Origin of the sequence: Vibrio anguillarum, from assembly GCF_003390515.1 — a bacterium.
GTDB classification, from domain to species: Bacteria; Pseudomonadota; Gammaproteobacteria; order Enterobacterales; family Vibrionaceae; genus Vibrio; species Vibrio anguillarum.
This window is the reverse complement of the sequence record NZ_CP031479.1, coordinates 1,985,634-2,011,945: the sequence shown is the minus strand read 5'-3', so window position 1 is coordinate 2,011,945 and position 26,312 is coordinate 1,985,634. Positions and strand designations below refer to the sequence as shown.

The window sequence follows — 26,312 nt, the reverse complement described above, 5'->3', positions numbered from 1 at the left end:
TTAAAACAATAGAGTTGGTATTGAGCGCTTGTGCATGATTGACATCCCTATGTTCATATTTTCTGGTATTTAAGTGAGTAGAGTGAAGAAACAGGCTACATGTGGCATGTATGGTATGGTTGACTAAATTTTAGTGATGCTACAATGTTACGATCATAAGCGGGTACATTTGGAGTCAGTTAAACATGGATAGAGCAGGCATCTCAGCCGTTAAAGTGGCACTTATCTACGCAACATTTGCCGTGCTCTGGATATTATTCTCGGATATGACAGTCGAATTATTGCTAGATAACGCCCAGTTGCGCGCTCTCGCTCAAACCTATAAGGGGTTGATGTTTGTCATTATTACCGCCTTACTTTTGCTCATGTTGGTGCTTAGAGGGAATCGCTTACTAGAAAAGGCCAATGATATGGACAGCCTCACTGGGCTGCACAGCCTTAGTATGTTTGTGCGTACTCTCAATATCACGATCAAAAAATTAAAGTCTAATGAGCGATTTATTCTTTGTTACCTTGATGTCGACGATTTTAAAAGTATCAACGAAACTCTGGGGTTTGAGCGTGCAGATGCATTTTTGCAGGATTTAGCTCACGATATTAACGAAATGGCTTTGCCCGGCTCATTAGTATCGCGCTTACATGCCGATCAGTTTGCCAGTTTTGTAAAGTTGAGTGACGCTGTAGATATGGATTCTCATGTTCGGAGCGTCCAACGTCTGTATACCCATCGGGCCAAGCAACACAATATTGAAACAACTTGCTGCATAGGTGTTGCCATTTACCCAGCCGATGGTATCAGTGCCAGAGAACTGATGGTTTCCGCGACTGAGGCTCTTAATGTTGCAAAGAAACAAAAGAATGCCATTCAGTATCATGACAAAACATTAACAGAAAAAGCGATGCAGCGCCGGCAAATGGTCCTCGACCTGCGCTTAGCGATCGACGACGATAGCTTAACGGTTGTATATCAACCTAAATATGACCTAAAAACATTAACAGTCAACGGTGTCGAAGTACTGATTCGTTGGAACCATCCTGTTAAAGGCGCTATCCCGCCTGATGTTTTTATCCCATTAGCCGAGGACAATGGCTTGACGGGCGCTATCTCCAAATTTGTGGTTGGAAAAGTATCACAGGAGCTGGGGCGTTCAGGAATATTGGGGACACAAATTAAACACGTTGCTGTTAATGTCTCCGCGACTGAGTTCAATAATGCTGATGAGATGTATGAACTCACGCGATTTATTCAGCAGCATGAGAATTTGAACTCATACATACGCATTGAAATTACGGAAACAGCAACGCTTACCGATATGAAAAAGAGTGTTGAAATTATTTCTAATCTGCAATCTAACGGGATTACTTTTTCCATCGATGATTTTGGCACTGGTTATACGTCACTTGCCATGCTCAAAGATCTTACTGTAGATGAAATCAAAATTGACCGCAGTTTCGTCTCTGAAGTAGAACATGATGATCGTTCAAGAACGATAGTGAATGCCATTATTGCTATGGCGCAAAGTTTTGACATCAATATTGTGGCAGAAGGCGTAGAGACAGCCAACCAATTGAAAATTTTGCAGGCAATGGGCTGCCAACAAGTGCAGGGCTACTACCTAGGACACCCAATGCCAGTGGAAGATCTTATTAACCATCTATCTTTGAATATTAATTAAAAATCTCACCTATAAAATGAGTAGTACGCTCAGTACTTATTAAGCTGATGAGGTACGTATTTAGCGAGTTTGGTTGACTGCCGCTTCTTTGTAAGGCAGCTTCTTCACCCTCATGTGCTGACTCTCAAAGCAAGAGGGCGAAGATTTTTCATACCAAGCTTCAGTTACCTAATTCAGCATAGTGTTCCTAAAAAAGATAAGTCTCATAACGAGCAAATGACAAACTATGGTTACAAGGTTTGCTGTAGTTGGAAATAGCGGCCTTGTTTGGCCAATAACGCTTGGTGGCTACCGTATTCCACGATTTCACCTTGTTCAATCAGGCAAATAGCATCCATTGTTTCTAACTCGACCAAGCGGTGAGTAATAAAGAGGACCGTTTTATGCGCAAAATGCTGTTGAAACAGGGCCAGAATTTGCTGCTCTGTTTGTTTATCCAAGCCTTCCGTGGGTTCATCGAGTAATAAAATTGAACCGTTGTGGAGCAGTGCGCGCGCGATACCGATGCGGCGTTTCTCTCCACCAGAGAGCTGACGGCCGCCGTCACCCAGCCATGCGTCCAAACCTAGATCGTCCAACAGAGTATGTAAACCGACTTGCGTTAAGGCGTGAGCCAACTGTTGATCGTTTGCGCTTGGATTGGCCATCGCGAGGTTGTCTCGCAGCGTGCCATTGAGTACATCTACACGTTGGCTAACCACACTGATGGTTTGGCGAAGTTCACTCTCATTCCACGCTGTTAAGTGGGTACCTGCAATGGAGACGCTACCTTGCTGTGGATCCCAATAGCGTGACAGCAGTTGCATTAAGGTCGATTTGCCAGAGCCTGTTTGCCCCACTATCGCAACGCGATGCCCTGCGGGAATATGGAGGTTGACACTGCGTAGCACATCTTGGCTGCTGTCAGGATAGTGAAAGGTTACGTCTGAAAATTCAATATCGAATTGACCTGAGTGCTGAGTTGAAGCGGTAGGAAATTGGACTTCAGGCTCAGCCAGAATAATATCGTTGAGGCGGCGAGCAGAAGTGAGTGTTTGTCCTAAATGTTGAAATGCACCAGCAATCGGCATCAGCAGTTCAAAACTTGCCATAGTTGCAAAAGCCACCAGTGCAATCATCGGGTCGGGTTGATTACCTGCCACACCATCGGCGGCAAGCCAGATCACTAACACAAGCGTCCAGCCATTAGCGAGCATGAGCAGTGCTTGTGCAAGGCCAGAAAAATGAGCGTTAGCCAATTGATTGACCAGCAATTTTTGCTGCGCTCTAAGAATCGCTTCACGGTAACGGTTTTCTGCACCAAACAGGGTCAGTTCACTGTAGCCTTGCAACCAGTCAAGCGTTGCAATACGCAAATCCGCCTTGTGCTGGGTGAGCTCGGCACCATTACGCTGACCCAGTTTATAAAAGAGGACAGGCCACACGAGCAGTAGCGTCAGAAGAATTGCACCAAGGGTTAAGCCAATGGCAGGGTCGAACCAACATAAGAATGCCGTTAACGCACTAATGCCCAGTACACCCACGGTTACTGGGCTGATTAAGCGTAAATAGACGTGATCCATAGCATCGATATCTGCCACTAGACGGTTGAGTAAATCAGCGTCTCGGAGGTTTGACACACGTCCTGGGATCAGTGGCGCGAGTTTTTGGAAGAAGAAAATACGCAGATCCGTCAGCAGCTTGAATGTAGCATTATGGCTGACAACACGCTCACCCCAACGTCCTGCAGTGCGTCCCATGGCAAACCCACGTACAAACGCGCCCGGTAGCATGTAGTTGAATGTTTCACGAGCAATGGTTAAGCCAGCAATGGCCGCTGCGGATAAAAACCAGCCGGATAAGGTCAGTAGACCAATCGAGGCAAACAGGGTTAAAAAGGCCAGCAGCATACCGAGAGATAAACCAAACCAGTGCTTTTTATACAATTTAAGGTAAGGGATGAGATCACGCATCAAGGTTCCCCTTATTGGCTTCATCAAGCGCTTGATTAGCTTGTAACATATCGGAAAACAGACCCTTTTGCTGGCTGAGTGTGTTGTAATCGCCTGTTTGAACTATCGCCCCATTTTGCATCACCAAAATCTGTTGCACCGATTTTAATGGTGCTAATTGGTGCGTCACGATTAAAGCGGTGTGGTGTTGAATTTGGCGGTTCAAACCTTGCATCACTAACTGTTCGCTGCGTGCATCTAAGCTGGCGGTTGGTTCATCAAGTAGCCAAAAATTGCCGTTTTGTAGCAGTGCGCGAGCAAGTGCAATTCGCTGAGCTTGTCCGACAGATAATCCACCGGATCGATCGGTGATGGCGTAATCCAAACCATGTTTGTCGACAAATTCAGCTGCATAGGCATTGTCTAAAGCCGAATGAAGCGCTTCGTCACTCATGTCATGCTTGCCGAGGCTGATATTCTCAACGATGGTTCCGTGCACCAATAGTGGGTTTTGCCCAACCCAACTGATCTGCTTACGCCAGCTGGTATGCTCAAGATCGCTCAGTTCAATACCATTAATTTTCAAACTGCCTTGGTAAGGCATGAAGCCTAAAATGGCGTTTACTAAGCTGGTTTTACCTGCGCCGCTTGGCCCGACAAGCGCAGTGGTTGAATGGTTATCTAACGTAAATGAAATTGGACCGACCAAGCGTTTTCCTTCTGGACTAAACACTTCGAGATCTTGCGCTACAATGCCAATCTGCTGTGCACCGTCGAGCGAGATAGATCCTGATTTCACTTTGCTGATGTCTGTTTCCAAAAACTCGACAATGCTTTCAGCCGCGCCGACAGCTTGTTGTTTGGCGTGATAAAAGGTGCCCAAATCACGTAATGGTTGATAAAACTCAGGCGCAAGGATCAAGATAAATAGGCCGGAAAATAGAGTTACGGCTGTACCGTAGTAGCCGAAATTCAACTCGCCAATAAAGCTAAAACCAAAGTAAACGGCGGTGATGGCGATCGATATCGAGGTGAAAAATTCTAACACTGCTGATGATAGAAAGGCGATTTTCAATACATCCATTGTGCGAGTGCGAAAGACTTCAGAAGCGCCTTTAAGCTGATCGGCTTCGGCTTGTGTGCGGTTGAATAGGCGTATTGTGGTCATCGACTGCAGGCGATCATAAAAGTGACCAGATAACCGCTGCAGAGCTTTGAAATTTTTACGATTAGCATCGGCTGCTTTCATACCGACTAAGGCCATAAACAGCGGCACTAAGGGTGCGGTGATTAAGAAAATCAAACCCGCCGCCCAGTTGACGGGAAAGACCACAATCAAAATCATAAACGGGATCAACACAGATAATGACATCTGCGGTAAATAGCGCGCAAAAAAGTCCTGCATGTTTTCGACTTGTTCAAGCAGTAATGTTGCCCATGCACCGGCAGGCTTACCTTTAATGTAAGCAGGGCCCAACTCGCGAACTTTATCCAGTATTAACTGACGGATATAAATGCGGATCTGCTCTCCGCAGCGAAAACCCGCAATTTCACGCCCCCATGCGCACGCGGCACGTGCGGCAATCGTCACCACCAAACCAAGAAAATAGGGAATGAGCTCTGCTTTATCAACTTGTTCAATAATCAGTTGATGCAGAATGGAGGCGAGGAGTGCGGCCTGAGCCAGCAAAAACACACTTGATAATACGCCAAGGCCAACAGCAATCATTAACCAGCGTTTTGCCAGTTTACTTTGCTGTTTGAGCCAATTATTCAAGCTACGTTGCTTTTTCTTATCCATTTCGAAGGCTTAATGAGAATTATTATGTAAACGGAAGGGCGGTAGTATACAAAATAAAGCCCGATGGATATACCACCGGGCTGTAGGGTTTTGTTATAAAACTGGAAAATAACCTTTTGCTTACTTGTCGTTCATGCCTACTTATCGTTCAAGCTATCTAGGTAACGTTCCGCATCTAAGGCGGCCATACAACCTGTTCCTGCCGAAGTGATCGCTTGGCGATAGTTGTGATCCATCACATCACCAGCAGCAAACACACCTTCAATACTAGTTTGAGTTGCATTACCATCAAGGCCAGATCTGACCACGATATAGCCTTCTTTCATCTCTAGCTTACCAGCAAACATGTCGGTATTCGGTTTGTGACCAATCGCGATAAAGACGCCCATCACGTCCAGATCTTCTGTCGTTTCTGATTGGGTGTGTTTCATACGAACACCCGTCACGCCAGTCTCATCACCTAAGACTTCCTCTAAGGTACGGTCAGTGTGGAGCACTATATTGCCGCTTGCGACTTTATCCATCAGACGGTTAATCAGAATTTTTTCTGCGCGGAACGAATCACGGCGGTGGATGAGGTGAACTTGTGCCGCAATATTAGATAGATAAAGCGCTTCTTCCACAGCGGTATTGCCGCCACCTACAACGGCTACTTTTTGGTTACGATAGAAAAAACCATCGCAAGTAGCACAAGCGGAAACTCCTCGTCCTTTAAAGGTTTCTTCTGAATCTAAACCTAGGTAACGTGCGGATGCACCTGTTGAAATGATCAGAGCATCGCAGCTATATTCTGCACTATCGCCTTTAAGGCGGAATGGCCGCTGTGAAAAATCAACTTCATTAATATGATCAAACACAATCTCAGTTTCGAAGCGCTCGGCATGCTCTTTCATTCGCTCCATTAAAGCAGGGCCCGTGAGGCCTTCGGCGTCTCCTGGCCAGTTTTCTACTTCTGTAGTGGTCGTTAACTGACCACCTTGCTGCATACCGGTAACGAGAACTGGATTAAGGTTAGCGCGAGCTGCGTAAACGGCTGCCGTATAACCAGCCGGGCCTGAACCAAGAATAAGAAGTTTGCAATGTTTCACGTTGCTCATGGGGACTCCAGTATCGAAAATGCTCGAAAATTTAACACGATTGTAGGGAATATCTCGAGTCAATTAAAGCGATTACATGGGCTAGCTTAGAAATAATCGTTATATAGCCAAACTAAGCAATGATGGGACTTGGCTAATAAGTCAGCCAACGTGTTTTTAAGCAATTTCGGCCGCTGGCTTTAGCTGCATAAAGCAGTTGGTCGACTTCTTCACACAATGCTTGGAGGTCTAAATCAGTATTCGTTGCGGTCAACACGCCAAAACTCGAAGTGACGGATACCGATTCTCGTGATTCGGTTACAAAATCGTGGTCTTCAATTTTTCGGCGTAAGGTTTCGGCAATTTCGCTAGCGACGCTTAAGTCAGTGTCGGGTAGTAAGATGAGAAACTCTTCCCCACCGTAGCGAGCGACAACATCGGAAGAGCGTACCGATGACTTAAAGATAGCCGCAATTTCCACTAATACTTGATCGCCGAAGGCGTGACCATAAGTGTCATTAATGACTTTAAAATAATCAATATCGGTCAAAATAAGGCTAATCGGTTTTGCATCTTCATTATGTTGGATCTGTTCGTCTAATTGAGCTGAGTCGAATGGTTCGGCGTTTTTTTTAGGTGCAGATTGACCTCTGAACCAAGTCTGTTGCCACATCAAAATCCGTTGTGCGAGTTTAATAAGCGCTTCGCTACTATTTTGGTAAGATTTGGATTGATGTTTTGCAAATCGTTCTTCCATGTAGCGTCGATTATACAAGCCAGTCAAGGTGTCCGTTTTGGCAAGCATGCCCATTTTGATGCGAGAGCGGTTGGCCCAGATAAATATGACCAATAATCCGATTAATGCAAGAGCAAGGAAAAAGACGATCTCACCTAATAGATGAAACGTTTTCTGATGGTTTTCAATTTCTAGCTTTTGAAGTACGTTGTTCCAGTTTAGATCCTGATTTTCATATTGTAGACGCTCAAGATCAAACAACATTTGTTGTCTCTGTAAGTTCTCTATCTGTTCAACATTGCGAAGTGTGAGCGATCGTAAATGATAAAAATCATAAGTTTCATAGGCTTGTTTGTAGTTATTTTGCCCAGCATAAGCCTGTGCTGCCACTTTTAACAACTCTATCTGTTGAATAAGTAGATTTGATCTTTGTTTGATATGCGCAATGAGTGGTTCTACAAATTCAATCACTTCACCGTAGCGTTTTTGTTCCAATAGATCTTGTGTTTGTAATAGCTGAAAAGTGGCAAGGTAGCCTGGTTGGCTTTCTCTGTACTGCAGTTCCTCTGCTTTTTTCAAGAAAAAGCGCATTTGATCTCGGTTGTTGGTATCTCGATAAAGCCGTGCAAGTTCGATGTTAATACGAAAGCGATGTCGCCCGTCACCCAGTATTTGTGCCAGCTTGAGTGCGGTTTTATAGGTTTCGATCGCCGCCGTGATTTGATTACGTGACTCTTGCAACTTAGAGATGTCGAGTAAGCTAACCAATTGGCTATAAGACATTTTACGTTGCTTGAAGTAACTGTAGGAATTTTCAAGTAACAGTTGTGAACGATCAAAATCTTGTAGCTGAACCAGTATTTGACCTAGACCGTGAGATATTCTCTCCATTAACTCTTTGTTATCAATGGATTTTGCTGTATCAATTGAGGTCATTATTGCGGCGTACGATTTTTTAAACTCGCCTTGCTCTTGGTAATAGAGACTTTTAGCTAGTAATACTTCTGATTCGATTTGTGCATTGTGATCGTTTCCTGCTTCAACTAACAGTGCGTCAAGTTTCGGCAACACGTCGACTTTTTGGTGCCGTAAAGCTTGAATCTCTCTTAGTTTGAGAGTGAGCGTTTCAACGTTGGTGTGTTCTGTTCGCTTTAATCCTAATTGTGCCGCTTCTAAGCTTCTATCATACTCCTCTAGTAGCCCATATACAGTGGCTTTGGCTAAATAGTAACGTACAACGAGAGCGGAAGGCTGTGACAATATGATGTAGTCTTCTTCTAGTTCACTAATTTGTGCTTTTGCCTTGATCGGTAGTGAATAGGTGATCTGCTCAATGCCCTCCAATGCTTGGAGAAATTTATCTTTAGGATCCATAGCCGCATAGGCATTGATTACACTGAAACCTAATGCGATGAAAGTCCACAGTGTGACTTTAATACTAGAGTTCACGAGTTGAGGATCTCCTTATCAGTTGAGCGATGTTTCAACTAAGTCTTAATAGTCAAATATATCAATTAGTTTGATGATCTAGTATTAACTTTAGTCTAATTTTTGGTATGGCTTACTACTTAAATGGTGCTAATTTCGAGTTAATGAGATGCTATATGGCTCATGGATTAATACTTGCTAAATTTAGTCGAATCGAGCTGATAAATTAGTTACTGATATTTCCTTTAAACCCGCCCATGGTCTACATACCATTCCTACATCATCCTAATGTTGGTAATTCATTGTTTTTAAAAGCTTATTAACCTTGAAGTAGTGAGCTTGTCTAAAAATCGCTATGTGTCATGCTCGCTATTGGATGTTAATTCTTATTTTTGTGATTATTTAAGTATTAAATTTTATATTGCTAGTCACATACAGATATAACATTCATTTTTACTTGAATGTGCAATATTAGTGCGTATCCTTAATGTAAATTAATTGTTAATTTAATGTATCCAATCATTTGATTAAGGAGCTGGTGATGTTAGCTGTACACGAAAACACTTTACAGATTACGCAATTAAGTCAAAAAGCGATTCAACAACTTGCTCCCTCCTTTGCGCAATTACCACATACGGAGCATGCTGATGGTCAGTATCGTTTACGGCGCTACTCTGTGGTTCAATTTAGCAAAGGGAAAGTCGAGGCGTTGGACAAGCATGACTTTATGCAAACCGATCAAATCAATCATTTTCAAGGCAACATTAAGCGTCATTTCGATCCTATTTTACCCTCTACGTTACAAAGTGAAGGGATGAGAGAAGTGTGCGAGGTGTTTGTGAGTACGAATGGTCTGCCTAATGGGCAAGAGATTGAAATCCATCAGATCCGAATTGCTGCTGTGTTTGATGAGACGCAAGTCGCGCCAGAAGGTGTCCATCAAGATGGTTTTGATCATATTGCGTTGGTGGGGGTGAATCGCCACAACATCGTCGGCGGTGAAATTATGCTTTATCAAGACTGCAATGAAGCCCCTTTCTTTCGGAAAGTGTTAGAAAATGGTGAGATTGCGATGCTCGCGGACAGTAAGTTATGGCATAACGCTTGTCCTATTCGCTCGATTGAGCATGGGCAAGAAGGTCATATGGATGTTTTTGTGTTAACCGCTAAGGATGGCCGAAATGATCTTCACTCCTGAAAAAGCGCGTACGCAGTTTAGTGCTTTGTCGCAAAAATATCATGGTAAGTCAGTGAGTTTCTTAGATGGTCCAGGTGGCTCGCAAGTACCTAAGTCGGTAATAGAAAAAATGAGTGAATATCTGGGCCATTTTAACTCTAATTTGGGCGGACACTATTTTTCAAGCCAAATCACCACTGATTTAATGCAGCAGGCTCGTGAGTCGGTGCAAGCGCTTCTGAACGCTGAGTCATCAGGAAATATTGTATTTGGCGCGAATATGACCTCGTTGACTTTTCAGCTAAGTCGAGCCATTAGCCGAGATTGGCAAGTGGGCGATGAAGTGATTGTTACTGCGCTTGACCATTACTCCAATGTCTCCAGTTGGCAGCAAGCGGCGCAGGATAAGCACGTTACAGTGCACCAGATAAAGGTGAACCAACAAGATTGTACTTTGGATATTGAGCACCTACTGTCATTGCTCAACCCTAAAACAAAGCTGGTCGCGGTCACTTATGCTTCGAATACCACAGGATCTATTGTCGATGTTAAACGCATTGTGGATGCGGCGCATCAAGTCGGCGCGATGGTGTATGTGGATGCCGTTCACTATGCTCCGCACCATTTGATTGATGTACAAGAATTAGGCTGTGATTTTTTAACCTGTTCGGCATATAAGTTTTTTGGTCCACACGTTGGTATCGCTTATATCGCTTCGCAGTGGTTACATGCACTTAAACCCTACAAAGTTGAACCTGCAACCAATATTGGTCCGGGACGTTTTGAAACGGGTACGCAGAGTTTTGAAGGTTTGGCAGGCGTGATTGCTGCAGTGGAATATTTGGCGCAATGGGGAGACGCGAGTGGCTCGTTAAGAGAGCGTTTGATCGATAGTTTCATTCAATACAACCAGCATGAACGCCAATTAAGTGAGTATTTTCTGTATAAACTTAAAGGATTGAGTTCGGCTAAGCTCTATGGCCTGACCAAGGCTAACAGTGAACTACGTACACCGACCTTTGCCATTCGCTTAGCTAATCACCACCCAGAATTTGTGGCCAAAACATTGGGCGAGCATAATATTTGTGTGTGGAATGGGCATTTCTATGCGCTTGGTTTAGTGCGTCAGTTAGATCTTGAAAACAGCGGTGGAGTTGTCCGTATCGGTTTTATGCACTACAACACGCGCAGTGAAATTGACGCTTTGTTTGATGTCTTATCCACACTAGCGTAACCAAAGTGGCCCGGAAATCTGTCGAAGGAAAGGTTTCTGGGGCACAGTGCCTTTTTTAGCTTTCATCTTCGGTTGGCTCTAAGGGTAACTCTTCGATCACAATTGGCTCTTTGGGACCTAAAAATTTAGGTTGAGTATTCGTGATATAGAGATCTAAGAATGCTTTCGTACGAGCAAAGACCTCACGCAGCCTCACTTTAAAACCAGAACGAGTTGTTGGCCCTGCAACCGCTAAACACTGAGCATTAATGTTATGGTAGTTGGCAATAAAGAGTGCTCGCTCACAATGAAATTGTTGAGAGATGATCAAAAAATTGTCGGTTTCGAAAATACGTTTTGCGCGAACAATGGAGTCCAAAGTACGAAACCCTGCATAATCTAAGTAAATATGTTCGCTCGGGATCCCAGCGCGCAGCAGATCGCGTTTCATCGTCCACGGTTCATTGTACGAACGGTGAGCATTATCACCACTGAGTAAAAACCCTTTTACCTTGCCTTGCTCATACAAAGCGATCGCGGCTTCAATTCGGTGGGTATAGTAGTCATTGAGCGTTTTACCCAAGTACTTACTGGTTCCAAGTACAACAGCGACTTGGAATTGACCGACTTGATTTTGCTCGGTGACGATTTGTTTTTCGGCTTGCCAACTGACCCAGCGATCAATGCCAAGCACAAAAAGGCTTGAAATGAACAACAGTACAGACACGTAGCGAAGCAGCGTGTGAACCCGCTTTTTCCAAACAGGGCGAGAGTGATTTGAAGATGAAAATTTTAACACTAAATTTGACGGTTCCTTTGTGCCCAGATCCCGATAGCAATAAAGCAGAGCATAATAATGCTAAACATCATGCCTGATTCTAACTGCGAAAGTGTCCGAGCAAGGTAAGGGCTCGCTTTGATGATCACCAAACCGTAGCCGAAAGCGTTAATCAATATAAACGTAAATGTGCGAACGACAAAGTGTTGGTTGCGCATTAGCTTGCGCATCGCGGCGTTAATCTCCCCACCGAGCATTACGAGCAAACAAGCGATCAATGCGGTTGATATCTCCATTAAATACGGTGATAAGTAATGCCCTGCGGGCGCTAAAAAGTTCATCATATTGACTCACAGAAAAAGCCCCTAAACATCAGCCGAAGCTTAGGGGACAGCAGAGTAGGAGCTTAGAAAGCAGTGCGTTTGTAGCGGCGGTATACTGGCTGCCAAAAATGCTGCTCAATGGCGGTTTCTAACACATCATCTGGGATCTCCAGTGCAACGCCTTGCTCAATTGCTTTTTTCGCTACCGCAAACGCAATTTTCTTGGAAACGGAGTGAATGGCTTCCAGTGGTGGAAGTAACGCACCATGCCCATTAAGCGCCAGAGGTGAACAGTTGGCGAGTGCGCGGCTTGATTCCATCAGCATCTCATCAGTAACTCGACGCGCATTGACCGCCAGTACGCCTAAGCCGATACCAGGGAAAATATAGCTATTGTTGCATTGTGCAATTGGGTAGGTTTTACCGTTATGCAACACGGGATCGAACGGGCTGCCTGTGGCGACGAGTGCTTCACCGTTGGTCCAACGGATAATGTCATTGGGGGTCGCTTCAACACGGCTGGTTGGGTTCGATAGTGGGAAAATAATCGGGCGTGGGCAGTGTTTGTGCATCTCAGTGATAATCTCTTCACTGAATAATCCCGGAGCCCCAGAAACACCGACCAACACCGTTGGTTTGCCATTTTTCATTACTTCCAATAATGAGAAACCATTACCTTCTGTGTTCCAATCATGTGTGTCTTTGTTTTTTTGCACGAGGCGCTGTTGGAAATCAAGTAGGTTAGGCATTCCTTCTTGCAGCAGGCCCCAGCGGTCAACCATATAGACTTGAGAACGAGCTTGAGCATCTGAAATACCTTCTGACACCATTTGCGCGATGATTGCTTCGGCAATACCACAGCCTGCAGAGCCCGCACCAAGAAAAGCGATACGCTGCTCGGAGAGTTGACTGCCCGCGGCTTTGCATGCGGCCAATAGCGAACCTACAGTCACCGCCGCAGTGCCTTGAATGTCATCGTTAAAACAACAAATACGGTTTTTATAACGCTCTAATAGTGGCATTGCGTTCTTTTGTGCAAAATCTTCAAATTGGATAAGTGCATCAGGCCAGCGACGTTGCACCGCTTGGATGAACTCTTCTACAAATGCATCATATTCAGCCCCAGTAATCCGAGGGTGACGCCAGCCCATGTACATCGGGTCAGCCAAGCGCTGTGGGTTATTGGTTCCAACATCGAGCACGACCGGTAAAGTATAAGCAGGGCTAATACCACCACATGCGGTATAAAGTGCCAGTTTGCCGATAGGAATACCCATGCCACCAATTCCTTGGTCGCCCAAGCCGAGAATGCGTTCACCATCGGTCACTACGATAACTTTTACGTTATGGTTCGCTGCATTATTGAGTAAGTCATCGATGCGATCTCGATTCGGAAAGGAAATGAACAGACCGCGGCCGCGACGATAAATATTTGAAAAGTTTTCGCACGCGGCACCCACCGTTGGTGTGTAGATGATGGGCATCATCTCAGTGATGTGGTTTTGTACTAAACGATAGAATAAGGTTTCGTTGGTATCTTGAATATTACGTAGATAGATATGCTTATCCATATCACTTTCAAAGCTGCAGTATTGTTGGTATGCGCGAACAACTTGTTCTTGTATCGTTTCCGTCGTTTCAGGAAGCAGGCCTTCTAAGTTGAAGGAACTGCGCTCTTCAGCACAAAATGCACTGCCTTTATTGAGCAAAGGCGTGCTGAGTAGAGCGGGGCCCGCATAGGGAATATAAAGAGGGCGTTTATCATTATTCATTGTCGGCCTATTTTAGGGTAGAAGGGAACTCAAAAATGATAACGGTTTACTCATGAGATTGTAAATAGACGAGCGGCGACACATGGCACAGAATACTGAAGAATGCCGATAAAAACGGTAGAATTCTCCGTGTTAATTGCTGAGGGCACCAATGTACACATTTTTGTCTATTGGTCTCCTTAAGCAGAGATTTCAAAAGTAGTGTTGAGCGATGATCACTTTAAGTGATAAAGCGACTTTTTGTTCACGGTTTGAAATATTAATCAATCAGACACATATGTCAGTAAGTCTGTTTATGCCTTGTTACAAACCTGGTTTTGATATAGCCAATCCATTCGGTTTTAAGGCATAAAAGACTGTTTTTTTATATCCTATTGCTATATGAACAATCATGGATGATATTGAGTACAGTGTGCTGCCAATTTGTCGGGGGACAAAATGAATACACAAGAAAGGAGACGGGTGGTGTTTGATTACACTACATTTCTTGGCGCGTCATGTAATAAGAAATGGACATTCCTCGAAGCCATGACGTCATTTGCACCGATTTTTGGTACGGTATGGAAAGACAGCATTAAAGAATTATCAAGCCCAGAGGATCGCCTATGGGAAATGGCGTTGAAGTCGTTATCAACACGCCGTAGTGATGAAGCGAATTTAATTTCATTGGTGAGATTGGCGAAATTAGAGGGGATTGAAGAGCTAAAATTAGTGATGCCGTATGCGTTGGATTCTGAACAGATCCAATTGATTCAAAATAAAAGCCAATCTTTGATAAAAAATACAAAACCAGATGAATTTCTTATCACCCTGTAAGGGTATAAACAGATAACGGGGCATATTTAATGCCCCGTTATTGTTGAGTGCTAGTCAATCAAGCCATATTGAGAACGCAGGATCGTAATGATCTCTTGCTTTGGGTTTTGGCTTAATACGATCGGTTGGCCAACAATTTTCTCTGCAATCGCAAGATAGGTGTTGGAAATATCCATTAATGCAGCCAAAGGCAGCGCATTATCACGTGCAAGCGCTTCTCGCTCAGCCATCCGTTCTTTGTTGAGTAAAATATCTGGGTCAGGGAAGTAGTTGAGCAAGAATTGACGAAAACCCTCTTTCGAATTTTCCACAATACGTCCTTGCTGATAGGAAGCACTGTCCCAGATGCGAGAAGAGTCCGGCGTACCCACTTCATCCATATAAATGAGTTTCTCAACGCCGTTGGCATCGGTGACATAACCAAACTCAAACTTGGTATCGACGAAAATTTGCTCTACTTGGCAGAGTGCATGGCTAATGACGCTGAAGCCTTCTTTTAATAGCTTTTCGTACAAGGCAATATCTTCGACACGACTGAAGTTAAAAGCGGCAAAATTTTCTTCAATATTATGACGTGAGATATTGACATCATCGGCTTCTGGAACACCGGGAATGCCTTTTAAGATGCCTTTGGTTGATGGTGTAATGAGCAGTTCTGGCAGTTTTTTATCTTTCTGCAAGCTTTCTGGTAATTGAATACCACAAAAATCTCGTTCACCTTTTTCGTAAGCACGCCACATTGAACCGGTAATATACTGGCGACAAATCGCTTCAATTTTGATTGGCTTGGCTTTTTGCACAATCCATACAAAAGGATGGGGAATATCTAAAATATGGCTATCGGCTAACCCGTTCTCTTGAAATAGCTTAAACCAGTGGTTTGAAATCGCGTTCAATGCCGCGCCCTTACCTGGTACACCTTTGATGCCACCTTCGGCATGCCAGATACAATCAAAAGCGGAAATACGGTCACTGATTACCATAATGGCTAAAGGTGCATCAGGAGCAACGTTGTAACCTTTTTCTTTGATCAAACGCTGGCTATCTTCTGGAGTTAGCCAATAAACAGAGCGAACTTTGCCGCTATGAACAGGTTGGTGAGTGCGAATTGGGAGGTCGTCATTGACGGCAAGGATTTGATCAGCAAGGCTCATTTAGACATTCCTATCTTTTTCAAACGTCATACAGAGAAGATATCGCTTAGCTCAACGCTAGTAAGGATATCGATAAACTGTGCGCATCATACCAGAACTATTTTCTGCTGCCAGATAAAAAGCAAACGATTGCCTTCCGTTTGGAAAATTAAGAAGTGGTGAGTTGAATTCAGGAGAAAAGATGCAGTTCTGAGCCGACAAAGCGGCAAACATTGAGATAAAAGCGAAGTAAATAGAGGGGCGATAGCTCGCCAAAAGCCACACATGTGACTTTGGGCGAGTAGCACTGAGGATTATTAGGTTTAGCTGAGTAAAATTAAAATAGTTCCTGTCAGTGTCATCAGTATATTGGCGATAGCATAGGTGCCGGCATAACCCAATGCGGGAATGGTCGATTTTGCGTAGTCGTTAACGATATCCATCGCTGGTGCGCAAGTTCGTGCCCCGATAATCGCACCAAATAGAAGCGCGCGGTTCATTTTCAAAATGTACGCACCGACCAAATAGGCAAAGACGACTGGCACCACGCTGACTAAAAATGCAAGGCCGATCACTTGTACGCCCACTTCTGAGAGGTGCTGGAACATTTTCCCGCCAGCACTTAAGCCAATGCCTACCATAAAGAACATCAAACCTAGGTCTTTCACCATATTTAATGCCCCTTGCGGTACATAGCCGAAAGTGGGGTGGTTGGCTCGTAAAAAACCAAGCATAATGCCAGAAAGCAGTAGCCCAACCGCGTTGCCTAAACCGAAGGAGACTTGTCCAAAGGTCATGGTGATCAAACCAAACAAAATGCCGAGAATAAAGAAGCTACAAAAGGCGAGTAAATCGGCCATTTGACTATGGATAGAGATGAAACCGATTTTATCGGCCAAGCCTTGAACACGGCTTTTTTCACCACTGACTTGCAATACATCGCCTTTAGCAAGCACAATGTCTAAGTCCATCGGCATTTCAATTTGTGCTCGTATTACTCGGTTCAGAAAACAGCCATATTCGGATAAATTCAGGTCAGATAGGCGTTTACCGGCAATACTGTCACTTTTTACGACGATTTCCTCTTCAGAGATGCGCAAATCAAGTAGGTTGCGATCAAACACCTCTTTGCCATTTCGAAAGCTAGGGTCTAGCCTTGCATGGCTGTCAGGGAAGCCGACCAGTGCAATTTCATCCCCTTCTTGCAAGATGGCGTCACCGTCAGGATGGGCAAGAATGCCATTACGTCGAATGCGTTCAATATAACAACCGGTTTGGCGATAAATACCAAGCTCACGTAGATTGCGCCCATCAATCCAGTTGATCAACTCTTGACCAACACGATAGGCACGGATGATGGGTAAATAGACTTTGCGTTGACCGCTACCACCTAATCCACGCTCTTGAGCAATCTGTTGAGCAGAATCAGAGAGGTTTTGTTTTTGCAGCTTAGGCAGTAACTTGGCAAACATGATCATACTGATAAGGCCAATTAGATAAGCCATCGCATAACCCACCGAAACATTATCTAAAATAAGGGATAAATCCATATTTCTTGGAATGGTGGCTAGCCCAGAGTTTAACGCATCTTGTGCGCCTACTAATACGGGGGTGGAGGTTAATGCGCCTGCCATCATACCAGCAGCTAAGCCAAAATCGAGGCCGAGATAATAACTGCCAAAATAGGTAATCCAAGTGGCGGTAATGAGCACCACTAAACTTAATATGAGATAATGTTTTCCGTCACGGAAAAATATGCCAAAAAAGTTAGGGCCAGCTTCAATGCCGACACAATAGATAAACAGCATGAAACCGATGGTTAAGGCTTCAGCATTGAAGGAAAAACCGAGATGCCCCATGATGAGTGATGTAATTAACACCCCAATAGAGTTGCCCAGTTGTAAGCTACCAAAACGAATTTTGCCAAAACCAAGGCCAATCGCTAAGACAACAAAAATAAGAAGAATAGGGTTCTGATCAAGCAAAAGTACGACGTCGATATTCACGGCTCAACTCGTTATGTGTGCCAAGTGGGGTAGGTAAAGTGTGGGAATTGTATCTGAATATTGCAAAAAGATAAGTGAAATTTGTGACAATTGACATTTCATTGACTTAATTTGAGAGAAAGAGCCATTTATCTATAAATAGCAAAAACCCGCTAAAAATCAGCGGGTTTTTATGTTTCTTGGTTTTATTCGTCGAATAAGCCTAAATGTTCTTTCGCATAAGCTTCGAAATCAGTGCAACCACCGATGTGTTCTTGATCAATAAAGATTTGTGGCACAGTTTCAACTGGTTTACCCACTGTCTTTTCTAAATCAGCTTTGCTGATGCCTTCCGCGTGAATATCGACATAACGATAGTTAAAATCATCGCGTTTTAATTTCAATGTTTCAGCGTGTTCTTTTGCGCGAACACAGTAGGGGCAACCAGGGCGGCCAAAAATAACAACGAACATAGCTTTCTCCTTCATTCTTGTTGCATGCAACTATGCCCGATTCAAGGTCGGAAATAAAGTGGCATTCACCAGTTACTTCAATAGGTAAAAGCTATTGCTTATTCCTTAATCAAAGCAAGCTTACCTCTCGATGGTGTTGGGAATAGATCAACAATGGCTTGGCTGTGACATGCCGCATAAACTTGTGTTTTTTATGTGGTTATTTACTCCACATTGCACTGCATCAAAAAATTTTTTTAACGATAGGTGCACTCTAAACAGAGCTAATCTAGATGAGAGAAAAGGGAGTTATTCATGTTCCAATTTATGACGGCGACGCGGATCATTTTTGGAGAAGGAGCGTTATTGAATTCACTTTCTGTTCTCAACCAATATGGTTATAGCGTACTGCTGGTTTCGGGAAAAGAACAACAACGAGCTTCCCCTATTGTTCAATACCTGAAAATGCAGAATATGCGCTATCAGCATGTAGCTATTGTTGGTGAACCTAATATTACCATGGTGGAGGAAACGGCCATTTTAGGCCGACGTTTTCAACCGGACATGGTCGTTGCTATTGGTGGCGGTAGTGTGATTGATATGGGCAAGGCACTCGCGGCAATCATTCCTAACCAAGGTAACGTTTATGATTATGTGGAAGTGGTTGGCCGAAATGTGCCGTTAAAGACAAAACCGCTGCCATTTATTGCTATTCCAACCACCGCCAGTACGGGATCCGAAGTCACGCGTAATGCTGTGTTGAAATCGGGACAAGACAAAGTAAAAGTAAGCTTGCGCAGCCCAGATATGCTGGCAGATGTTGCGATTGTTGACCCCACGTTGACCTATGGTACCGACAGTTACACATCTGGCAGAGGCGCAATGGATGCTTTTACGCATTTAATGGAAGCCTATGTGTGTGGTGAACCCAATCCACTCACCGATATGGTGTGTGAAGAGGGGCTGCGCAAACTCAGTCGTTCTATATTGCCAGCGTGCCGAAAAGATGATCATAAAGCGCGAGCGGATCTCTCTTTTGCAGCAATGCTTGGAGGAATGGCAATTACCAATGCAAAGCTTGGCGCTGCACATGGCTTGGCATCGGCATTGGGAGGAAAACTTGATGCCCCACACAGCGTGATCACGGCGCGTTTAGCCCCTCATGTTATGCGAGAAAACATTCGAGCAGCGCAAAAAGCAGGGCGAAATGATGTACTTACACGTTATAAAAAAATCGCTCAAATCGTGACTGGCAGAACAAATGTTCACGTTGAAGATGGCGTGCTGTGGGTGAAAATGATGTTAGATAAATTGCAACTGCCTAAACTCAACCAGTTTGGTGTGTGCAATACGTCGTTTGAGCGCGTGGCGTTAGATGCTTTAAAGTCGGTCGCGATTAAAGGTAACCCTTTGCCTTTAACACAAGAAAGGTTAATCCATATATTAAATCAAGTTTGCGAGTGCCAAGGTGAGTGTGAGGAGTGGCAACCGAATTCATCCAATCAGGTAGAAGTTAGGCATGATCCAGTCGCGCCTGAAAGTAGCAAGCAAAGTTGATAAAAAAACGGAGCAATTGAGCTCCGTTCTAACGATTATTTTAGGATCGCGATTATCTTAGAACTGTGACAGCTTATCGTAGCGCGAGTCTTTTAGTACATCCTTGACGCGTTTAAGATTTTCACGAAAACCAGAGCCACGGCGCAGGGTGAAACCAGTAGCCAGTACATCAATTACCGTCATTTGCACCACACGGCTTGCCATGGGCATATAGACGTCAGTATCTTCAGGTACGTCAAGAGAGATCGACAACGAGCTTGCTTTGTCCAGCGGTGAATCTTTTGCCGTAATCGCAATGACAGTCGCACCATTTTCGCGCGCAAGATTGGCGATTTCCACTTGGCTTTTAGTACGACCTGTATGCGAAATTAAAACAATTACGTCATTATCGGTACAGTTGATACAACTCATGCGTTGCATCACGATATCTTCAAAGCAAGTGATCGGAATGTTAAAGCGAATAAATTTGTTTTGGGCATCTTTTGCTACAGCAGAAGATGCTCCTAAACCGAAGAAAGAGATCCGTTTTGCTTGTGTGAGTAAGTCAACTGCACGGTTAATTTGCATTGGATCCAAGCTGTTTTTAGCCACATCCAAACACGCCATAGTCGATTCGAAAATCTTATGGGTGTAGGCGTCTGGACCATCATCTTCTTCAACATTTCGGTTTACATACGGAGTTCCGTTAGCAAGGCTTTGCGCTAAATGAAGCTTAAAGTCGGGAAAGCCTTTGGTGTCGAGTCGTCGACAAAAGCGGTTTACCGTTGGTTCACTGACATCGGCCATTTTGGCGAGCGTCGCAATACTTGAGTGAATCGCGGTTTGGGGCGAAGCCATAATTACTTCGGCGACTTTACGTTCCGACTTGCTAAAGTTTTCCAGATTTTTTTGAATTTTTTCTAATGTATTCATAGTGTTCACGCGGGCGAAGAGAACAACTCGTTGGTTTTACCCGGTCGCCCTTTGGGGGGATTGGAAATAACACATTTCCAAAAAGGTAAGTTAAACCAACGCCATGCAATGAGTATAAACCTAGGATGTAGATTTCCGTAACAATTCAAGTTAACAATTGATGAGAACATGACAAGCCTCAAACAAAATTTCATGAAAACTACAGAATTTAGATTTAAATCGATGATTAATGGAAATTTCCAGCTCATTAATGATGTATTAGTTACAGCAAAAAGAAATAAATTTTCAATTCGCTGTAACTTACAGGGATTCTAGCTGATGATTCTTTGAGCAAGCCGCTCAATTTTGGCCATCAAATTAGGGGCTAGCGTGGCAATATGTCGCTGCTCATCTAATATCGAGTGCAAGATAGCATGTGTCGTTAGCGGGTTGGCTAGTACCACGCGGAATACGATGGTATCAAGCTTGTCCCAGCGTTCTGGGTTTAAACGGGTTCGAGAGACAAATGAACGCCCCGTTTCCCTTTGTTTTTTCTGCACAAACTGGGTGATTTCATTTAGCAACTCGTTCAGTTCTGCTTTTTGATTGGGCAAGGCTTGTTGCAGTGCTTGGCGAACGAAAGCAGGAATATAGCGATAGGTTAAAAGACACAGTTCGGGTTCAGAAATCAGCTCAAAATCGTCTTGTTCTTTAATTAGATCGGCGAAATAGCGAGCTTTAGCTAGGCTTTGGTCAATCAATAATTCGTAGCCAGGGCGACTAATAATGTGCATGCTAGCGTACACCAACATGGCCATACCTGAGCGAGAACCTTCTAACGTATGACTACCCAGATCTTTTGAACCTTTCCGCAAAATATACTGTGCATGGTGCTCAATTGAATGCATAGCATCAGGCTTTTTGAATAGTACCATGCCTGCACCCATAGGGATGTAGAGCTGTTTATGTGCATCAATCGTGACGGAGTCAGCCAACTCAATACCATTGAGTAAGTGTCGGTGATTATTCGACATTAATGTTGCACCGCCCCAAGCGGCGTCTACGTGAAAATGACAACCTTCTTGCTGGCAAATATTGGCGATATCTCTTAAGGGATCAATGTTGCCCGTTTCTGTCGTTCCGGCGACGCCAACAACCGCAAAAGGTTTAATTTTCTGGCTTTTTAGGTGTGCCATTTTGGCTTTCAAATCTTGTGGGCATAAGCGGTTGTTGTGGTCGGTTTTTACACAAACCAAGCCTTCTTGGCCGATACCCAATACGTCAGCGGCTTTCTTTAAAGAGTAATGGCCACGATCAGACACTAAAATGGCTAACCCGTGGTAACCATAATGACGCATGGCTTTAAACAGCCCCTCTTTTTCGACGCCTTGGAAATCACCATCGGCTTTCAAAGCATTATTACGAGCCACCCACAATGCCGTGATATTGGCAATTGTTCCGCCAGAGCAAAATGCACCGAGCGAATGATTAGCGCTATGCATCCATTGGCTGTAAAAAGCGTCGTTTTTTTGATAGATCAAACGATGCAACATACCCAAAACCTGCCGTTCTAGCGGTGTAAACGCTTTTGACGTTTCAATTTTGACTAAGTTTTGATTCAGCGCAATCATGATCTTTGATAACGGCATCAAGAAATATGGCAGTGCAGATGTCATATGACCAATAAAGCTAGGAGCCGAGGTATGCACTGAATGAGCGACTAAATTATCCAACAAATGCTGAGTATGTTCTGAAACGAACTCCGGTGACTCTGGAATTTGCGGATTAGAGAAATCTTTTTCGATCTCTTTGAGTGGTTTTTCTTCAGCGACAATATGTTCACGCAAGAAGAGGTTCAAATTGCGCGATAGCTCTTGGTCTATTTTTGTCAGTGTTGAGTCGGGGCCTTCGGGCACAGTGAAGATCCGTAACAAGCTCTCGAAACTCACATTTGCAGTTTTTTGTTCTGATACCATACAGCTTCGTTATTTTGATTTTATGGAATGCGGGCGGCACAATCTAAACGAAAACGGGACAGTTGTCCCGTCTTAATTCGGCTAGAGTAGAGGCGGCGACTAGTTACAGACTTTCTTTTCGATCAAGGCGATGGCATCGTTATATTTATTCAACGCAGCTTCGATCTGCTTCGGATGACTGAGCAATTCGGCTAAAGCTGAACGTAATTCATAGTTTTTTTCGTTAGGCTTTGCTTGGCGATCTTCATAGGTGATTTTAGCAATGTGGCCGAGATCATCACTGCGTGAGGCCAATACTTTAATGTCGTGCTGTTCTAGTTTTAACCAAGCTTCTACAGGTTGCGAGGTGGCGACTTTAGAAGGATCGTTGCTTAGGTAATAGTGGACTGCCGCACGGCTTAATTCAAAGTGATGCTGGCGTCCTTGCAGAAACCATTGGCTAACTTCAGTAAGTTCAGGATATTGCGCGGTCGTTAAGTCTGCGAGATCACTATACCAATGGAGAGACGCGTCGACATAAGCGTCATATTTTTCGGATAAGCATTGGTTATCAGCAGCGAGAGCAACATTCGCTGAAGTTGAGAGCAGTAGGGCAACGATAACACGTTTCATAAATCTTCCTTTGGGCTTTGTTATTGTGTGGGAGTTTTCTACTCCCTATTGTTAGTTTAAATGAAGGCTAAAGTGATTCCTGAGATCTAGCCTGCAAGTGATACAAAGAACAGCATAAGAATAGGCACCAGTAGGCTGAGAATAAACCCACTGACAATCGCGATCGGTACGCAACGAACCCCGCCAGTTGTCTGGATCACGGGCAAGGTGAAATCCATCGCGGTTGCCCCAGCATAGCCGATGGCAGAGCAAGGTTTGGTTCGGATTAGCATGGGGATCATCACTAAAGCAACCAGTTCTCTAAGTAGCTCTATCATGAAAGAGGCACCACCATAGACGGGGCCGAAAGCATCACCCATTAAAATCCCGGCAAGTGAATACCATCCAAAACCGGAAGCCATGGCTAGTCCTCGATAAATTGGGATATCAAGAATCATGGCCGCAATGATCCCCCCAATCCAAGAGGTCAATATAATGACTAATGCGATGACCATTCCGTATTTATTGAGCAAAATTTGTCGTAGAGTTAAACCACTATTTCTCAACTGAATACCAATAAAGAAAAGTAATACGAACAAGATCCATTCACTGGCAGTGCTCACCCAACTTAAATCGAATCCTAATACAACCCCAAGCGCCAATCCTCCACCGACAACCACAATCAGCTTTACGGATTCTAACGCCATGCTAGATAGTGGCAGTTTTGAATGGTTCGCATCGGTTTTTATGGGTAGGAATTTGTCAATAAAAGGCAAGACCAACAAGTTGCAAGCACCGATCATCAAGAAAAATACGGTGGTAAATTTGAGTATCAACTGTAGGTTACTGCCCAAGTTATCGAGGGCTGCCAAGCTTAAACCCATCAGAAACAGAATGACGTAAACTAACCAAGACGTGGCTTTATTTAATGCTGCTAGCCACTGTTGATTGGCAATAGAAAATAGATACCCCACTATTAGTGGGGCAAAAATAAATAACATCCCTGAGAACATCTCATCCTCTGATTATTTTGGGTTTAGAAGCCGCTTGCGTTGATCACATCATTGAGTTTTGATTTGAATTCAAGCTCACTAAGGTTACTTAAGTTGTATAGCACCTCAGCTCCGGTCGCATTTATTTCGACGTCATGCTCTTCAATCTCTTCATCTTGACGACGAAACAGTAAAAGATGGTGAGCAATACGTGCCACATCAAGGTAACTGACTTCGTGAGAAGATGCGACTAAAGATTGATTTCCTGCTACTTCAAGGAAATCTGAGTCGAACCCCCAACTTCTTAACACAAGCTGACTGGTTTTTGAACATCGCGACTGAAAAATCTGTAGGGCGATGTCTTGATCGAGATAGTTGCCTTTCTCAAGATATAAATGATATTCGTGTACCAGACAAAACAAGCCAATATCCGCAAGTAGACCGACAAGTAAGGCTTTTTCCTGCTCTAAATGTTGATATCGGCTTGGTTCTAGTTGTTTAAATGCGTGAGTTACCATCACCATGGTTGCGCCAAGCTCTCGCGATATGGTGGCGCTATTAACCAATATTTTATTGCATTCTTTGCTTAAGTTTACAGAGTGCTTTAACTGCTCAATCGCTTGGGCTGTTACAATGTCGCGTACTCGTAGTATGCCTAAGCGTGATACAGCCGTGACTAAATCCGTACAGGTAATATTTCGACGATTAAAGACAACAGAGTTTGCTACGCGTACTACAATTGCAGTCAGTCCGGGATCTTCAAGTAGACAATCGGCGACATCTGAAATTTCAGTAGATTCTAATGTACATAAGCGCTGTATTTTTAGAACAACATCAGGAATAGGAGGAAGTGAAATTTTTCCTGTGCTGAGTGAGTGTTCAACCAATTGAGAAAATTCACTTTCTAACCCTTGGATGAGCATTTGATGATGATCTGGAAGCCAGTAAAAAGATAGATGATTCATAATTTTGTGCTCGATCTGTACTGAAGGCATTTTACCGTCTGCTAACCCAAATAAGCAATCAATTCACCGTCAATCGCATTAATTTGTTTTCTTGATGTATTAATCTTAATACGTTAATGGAAAGCGTATGTGTCAAAAAAATTTATTCATAAACACAATGATGTGATTTCTATCTCATAACTCTGCTGAGATATGTCTATTGATGTGATGTATGCCCAGACTTATTTTGTATCGTTAACTATGATAGTACCCATATTAAGCAAGCTAATACTAAACTACTACAAGCTTGTTGCTAACTTACTCTTTTTATTCGCAAAAATACGCTGCTATCTGGTGATCACTATTAATCGGGGAACTTGATTAAGGATCAATGGATATGATTGAGCATGCATTTTTCAATTACGTTATTAAATTTGGCGCATTTCAAAAGCGTTCAATGTTTGGCGGTGTTGGGCTTTTCCAAAAAGAAGCGATGTATTCACTGATTAGTGAAGAGTCTGTTTTTATTCGTGGAGGTGAAGAGCTCGATGATGCACTCACAAAATTAGGCTGCGAAAAATACAAACACGTTAAAAAGCAGACCACAGCAACCGTTAATTATTATGATATTACTGAGCTTTTTGTGAGCAATCATGAGAGCCTAGATACGATCATTGAACGTTCCATTCGCTATTCTGTTGAGCAACGTAGCTTTCAAAAATCCTCTGCAAGCCGTCGACTACGTGACTTACCAAACATGCAGTTAACGTTAGAGCGTATGGTTAAAAAAGCGGGCATTAATGATGTGGAAACGTTCATGCGCTTAGGTGCTCCTACGATATTTTCTAAAGTGAGAAAAACGTACGGTAGTGACGTCGATGTAAAACTACTGTGGAAGTTTGCTGGTGCGATCGAAGGCATTCATTGGAAATTGCTGCAAGAGCCTCGCAAGCGTCAATTATTAGAAAGCTGCTCATGACGCTGACAGTTTTGTAGCACTGTTATTAAATAAATAAAGATAGTTATCAAATAAAAAGCCGAGACGTAAGACTCGGCTTTTTATT

21 protein-coding genes are annotated in these 26,312 nt (G+C 43.7%); 6 read left to right on the top strand and 15 right to left on the bottom strand.

What is annotated here, in order from left to right; translation table 11 throughout:
- Positions 1-185 precede the first annotated feature (185 nt).
- Complete coding sequence (locus DD616_RS12660; RefSeq protein WP_094147831.1) at positions 186-1,676, top strand: putative bifunctional diguanylate cyclase/phosphodiesterase; 1,491 nt, start codon at positions 186-188, stop codon at positions 1,674-1,676.
- Positions 1,677-1,906: 230 nt separating this feature from the next.
- Here the strand turns inward: DD616_RS12660 and cydC are convergent, their stop codons facing one another.
- From cydC to DD616_RS12640, 4 genes are all read right to left on the bottom strand, one after another.
- Positions 1,907-3,628 (bottom strand): heme ABC transporter ATP-binding protein/permease CydC, encoded by a 1,722-nt coding sequence (cydC, locus tag DD616_RS12655; protein WP_208871751.1) that lies wholly within the window; start codon positions 3,626-3,628, stop codon positions 1,907-1,909.
- Positions 3,621-5,408 carry a heme ABC transporter permease/ATP-binding protein CydD gene (cydD, locus tag DD616_RS12650; RefSeq protein WP_208871750.1) on the bottom strand — a complete coding sequence of 596 codons (1,788 nt, stop codon included), beginning with the start codon at positions 5,406-5,408 and terminating at the stop codon, positions 3,621-3,623. The genes cydC and cydD overlap by 8 nt, the downstream gene beginning before the upstream one ends.
- Positions 5,409-5,545: 137 nt before the next feature.
- Entirely contained in the window at positions 5,546-6,505 is a 960-nt protein-coding gene (gene trxB / locus DD616_RS12645) for a thioredoxin-disulfide reductase (RefSeq protein WP_029189734.1), read from the bottom strand.
- Positions 6,506-6,638: 133 nt separating this feature from the next.
- Entirely contained in the window at positions 6,639-8,669 is a 2,031-nt protein-coding gene (locus tag DD616_RS12640; protein ID WP_088732225.1) for a GGDEF domain-containing protein, read from the bottom strand.
- 520 nt (positions 8,670-9,189) lie between these two features.
- On the opposite strand from DD616_RS12640, the gene DD616_RS12635 reads away from it, so the two are divergent.
- A complete protein-coding gene (locus DD616_RS12635) occupies positions 9,190-9,846 on the top strand; it encodes a 2OG-Fe dioxygenase family protein (protein ID WP_208871749.1) in 657 nt (218 codons plus the stop codon).
- Positions 9,821-11,059, top strand: a complete 1,239-nt coding sequence (locus DD616_RS12630; protein ID WP_088732229.1) for a cysteine desulfurase-like protein — start codon at positions 9,821-9,823, stop codon at positions 11,057-11,059. Before DD616_RS12635 ends, DD616_RS12630 begins: the two co-directional genes overlap by 26 nt.
- Before the next feature lie 55 nt (positions 11,060-11,114).
- Here DD616_RS12630 and DD616_RS12625 read toward each other — a convergent pair whose 3' ends face one another.
- From DD616_RS12625 to DD616_RS12615, 3 genes are all read right to left on the bottom strand, one after another.
- Positions 11,115-11,864: a SanA/YdcF family protein gene (locus DD616_RS12625; protein WP_026028037.1), complete on the bottom strand. Its 750-nt coding sequence runs from the start codon at positions 11,862-11,864 to the stop codon at positions 11,115-11,117.
- A complete protein-coding gene (locus tag DD616_RS12620) occupies positions 11,837-12,160 on the bottom strand; it encodes a DUF3392 domain-containing protein (protein WP_208871748.1) in 324 nt (107 codons plus the stop codon). Before DD616_RS12620 ends, DD616_RS12625 begins: the two co-directional genes overlap by 28 nt.
- A gap of 62 nt (positions 12,161-12,222) precedes the next feature.
- The gene (locus DD616_RS12615; protein WP_013857124.1) at positions 12,223-13,911 is read right to left on the bottom strand and encodes an NAD-dependent malic enzyme; all 1,689 of its coding nucleotides are present in this window, start codon (positions 13,909-13,911) and stop codon (positions 12,223-12,225) included.
- A 438-nt stretch (positions 13,912-14,349) separates the two neighbouring features.
- Between DD616_RS12615 and DD616_RS12610 the strand changes: the two genes are divergently transcribed.
- Entirely contained in the window at positions 14,350-14,727 is a 378-nt protein-coding gene (locus DD616_RS12610) for a hypothetical protein (protein ID WP_026028036.1), read from the top strand.
- A gap of 50 nt (positions 14,728-14,777) precedes the next feature.
- Here DD616_RS12610 and DD616_RS12605 read toward each other — a convergent pair whose 3' ends face one another.
- From DD616_RS12605 to DD616_RS12595, 3 genes are all read right to left on the bottom strand, one after another.
- Positions 14,778-15,881, bottom strand: coding sequence for a phosphoribosylaminoimidazolesuccinocarboxamide synthase (locus tag DD616_RS12605; RefSeq protein ID WP_017044633.1), 1,104 nt, complete (start codon positions 15,879-15,881; stop codon positions 14,778-14,780).
- Positions 15,882-16,183: 302 nt separating this feature from the next.
- Positions 16,184-17,866 (bottom strand): aspartate:alanine antiporter, encoded by a 1,683-nt coding sequence (locus DD616_RS12600; RefSeq protein WP_013857120.1) that lies wholly within the window; start codon positions 17,864-17,866, stop codon positions 16,184-16,186.
- A 185-nt stretch (positions 17,867-18,051) separates the two neighbouring features.
- Entirely contained in the window at positions 18,052-18,318 is a 267-nt protein-coding gene (locus tag DD616_RS12595) for a GrxA family glutaredoxin (protein ID WP_010320195.1), read from the bottom strand.
- Between the two features lie 294 nt (positions 18,319-18,612).
- On the opposite strand from DD616_RS12595, the gene DD616_RS12590 reads away from it, so the two are divergent.
- Complete coding sequence (locus DD616_RS12590) at positions 18,613-19,854, top strand: iron-containing alcohol dehydrogenase (RefSeq protein ID WP_017049895.1); 1,242 nt, start codon at positions 18,613-18,615, stop codon at positions 19,852-19,854.
- Between the two features lie 57 nt (positions 19,855-19,911).
- Here DD616_RS12590 and DD616_RS12585 read toward each other — a convergent pair whose 3' ends face one another.
- The 5 genes from DD616_RS12585 to DD616_RS12565 form a co-directional block, all read right to left on the bottom strand.
- Positions 19,912-20,766 carry a MurR/RpiR family transcriptional regulator gene (locus DD616_RS12585; RefSeq protein ID WP_010320194.1) on the bottom strand — a complete coding sequence of 285 codons (855 nt, stop codon included), beginning with the start codon at positions 20,764-20,766 and terminating at the stop codon, positions 19,912-19,914.
- Positions 20,767-21,077: 311 nt separating this feature from the next.
- Positions 21,078-22,721, bottom strand: coding sequence for a pyridoxal-dependent aspartate 1-decarboxylase PanP (panP, locus tag DD616_RS12580; protein ID WP_088721145.1), 1,644 nt, complete (start codon positions 22,719-22,721; stop codon positions 21,078-21,080).
- Between the two features lie 99 nt (positions 22,722-22,820).
- On the bottom strand, positions 22,821-23,333 hold the full coding sequence (locus tag DD616_RS12575; protein WP_017044636.1) for a hypothetical protein: 513 nt from the start codon (positions 23,331-23,333) through the stop codon (positions 22,821-22,823).
- An 86-nt stretch (positions 23,334-23,419) separates the two neighbouring features.
- The gene (locus DD616_RS12570) at positions 23,420-24,325 is read right to left on the bottom strand and encodes a LysO family transporter (RefSeq protein ID WP_017047741.1); all 906 of its coding nucleotides are present in this window, start codon (positions 24,323-24,325) and stop codon (positions 23,420-23,422) included.
- Between the two features lie 23 nt (positions 24,326-24,348).
- Positions 24,349-25,269 carry an HDOD domain-containing protein gene (locus tag DD616_RS12565; RefSeq protein WP_026028035.1) on the bottom strand — a complete coding sequence of 307 codons (921 nt, stop codon included), beginning with the start codon at positions 25,267-25,269 and terminating at the stop codon, positions 24,349-24,351.
- Positions 25,270-25,639: 370 nt separating this feature from the next.
- Between DD616_RS12565 and DD616_RS12560 the strand changes: the two genes are divergently transcribed.
- Positions 25,640-26,227 (top strand): TfoX/Sxy family DNA transformation protein, encoded by a 588-nt coding sequence (locus tag DD616_RS12560; RefSeq protein ID WP_094129391.1) that lies wholly within the window; start codon positions 25,640-25,642, stop codon positions 26,225-26,227.
- Positions 26,228-26,312: the final 85 nt, after the last annotated feature.

Coding starts and splice junctions, on each gene's coding strand:
- DD616_RS12570 (WP_017047741.1), bottom strand. CDS start 24,325: ATGTTCTCAGGGATGTTATTTATTTTTGCCCCACTAATAGTGGGGTAT.
- DD616_RS12605 (WP_017044633.1), bottom strand. CDS start 15,881: ATGAGCCTTGCTGATCAAATCCTTGCCGTCAATGACGACCTCCCAATT.
- cydC (WP_208871751.1), bottom strand. CDS start 3,628: ATGCGTGATCTCATCCCTTACCTTAAATTGTATAAAAAGCACTGGTTT.
- DD616_RS12590 (WP_017049895.1), top strand. CDS start 18,613: ATGTTCCAATTTATGACGGCGACGCGGATCATTTTTGGAGAAGGAGCG.
- cydD (WP_208871750.1), bottom strand. CDS start 5,408: ATGGATAAGAAAAAGCAACGTAGCTTGAATAATTGGCTCAAACAGCAA.
- DD616_RS12610 (WP_026028036.1), top strand. CDS start 14,350: ATGAATACACAAGAAAGGAGACGGGTGGTGTTTGATTACACTACATTT.
- DD616_RS12565 (WP_026028035.1), bottom strand. CDS start 25,269: ATGAATCATCTATCTTTTTACTGGCTTCCAGATCATCATCAAATGCTC.
- DD616_RS12635 (WP_208871749.1), top strand. CDS start 9,190: ATGTTAGCTGTACACGAAAACACTTTACAGATTACGCAATTAAGTCAA.
- DD616_RS12560 (WP_094129391.1), top strand. CDS start 25,640: ATGGATATGATTGAGCATGCATTTTTCAATTACGTTATTAAATTTGGC.
- DD616_RS12575 (WP_017044636.1), bottom strand. CDS start 23,333: ATGAAACGTGTTATCGTTGCCCTACTGCTCTCAACTTCAGCGAATGTT.
- DD616_RS12595 (WP_010320195.1), bottom strand. CDS start 18,318: ATGTTCGTTGTTATTTTTGGCCGCCCTGGTTGCCCCTACTGTGTTCGC.
- DD616_RS12630 (WP_088732229.1), top strand. CDS start 9,821: ATGGCCGAAATGATCTTCACTCCTGAAAAAGCGCGTACGCAGTTTAGT.
- DD616_RS12585 (WP_010320194.1), bottom strand. CDS start 20,766: ATGAATACATTAGAAAAAATTCAAAAAAATCTGGAAAACTTTAGCAAG.
- DD616_RS12620 (WP_208871748.1), bottom strand. CDS start 12,160: ATGATGAACTTTTTAGCGCCCGCAGGGCATTACTTATCACCGTATTTA.
- panP (WP_088721145.1), bottom strand. CDS start 22,721: ATGGTATCAGAACAAAAAACTGCAAATGTGAGTTTCGAGAGCTTGTTA.
- trxB (WP_029189734.1), bottom strand. CDS start 6,505: ATGAGCAACGTGAAACATTGCAAACTTCTTATTCTTGGTTCAGGCCCG.
- DD616_RS12660 (WP_094147831.1), top strand. CDS start 186: ATGGATAGAGCAGGCATCTCAGCCGTTAAAGTGGCACTTATCTACGCA.
- DD616_RS12615 (WP_013857124.1), bottom strand. CDS start 13,911: ATGAATAATGATAAACGCCCTCTTTATATTCCCTATGCGGGCCCCGCT.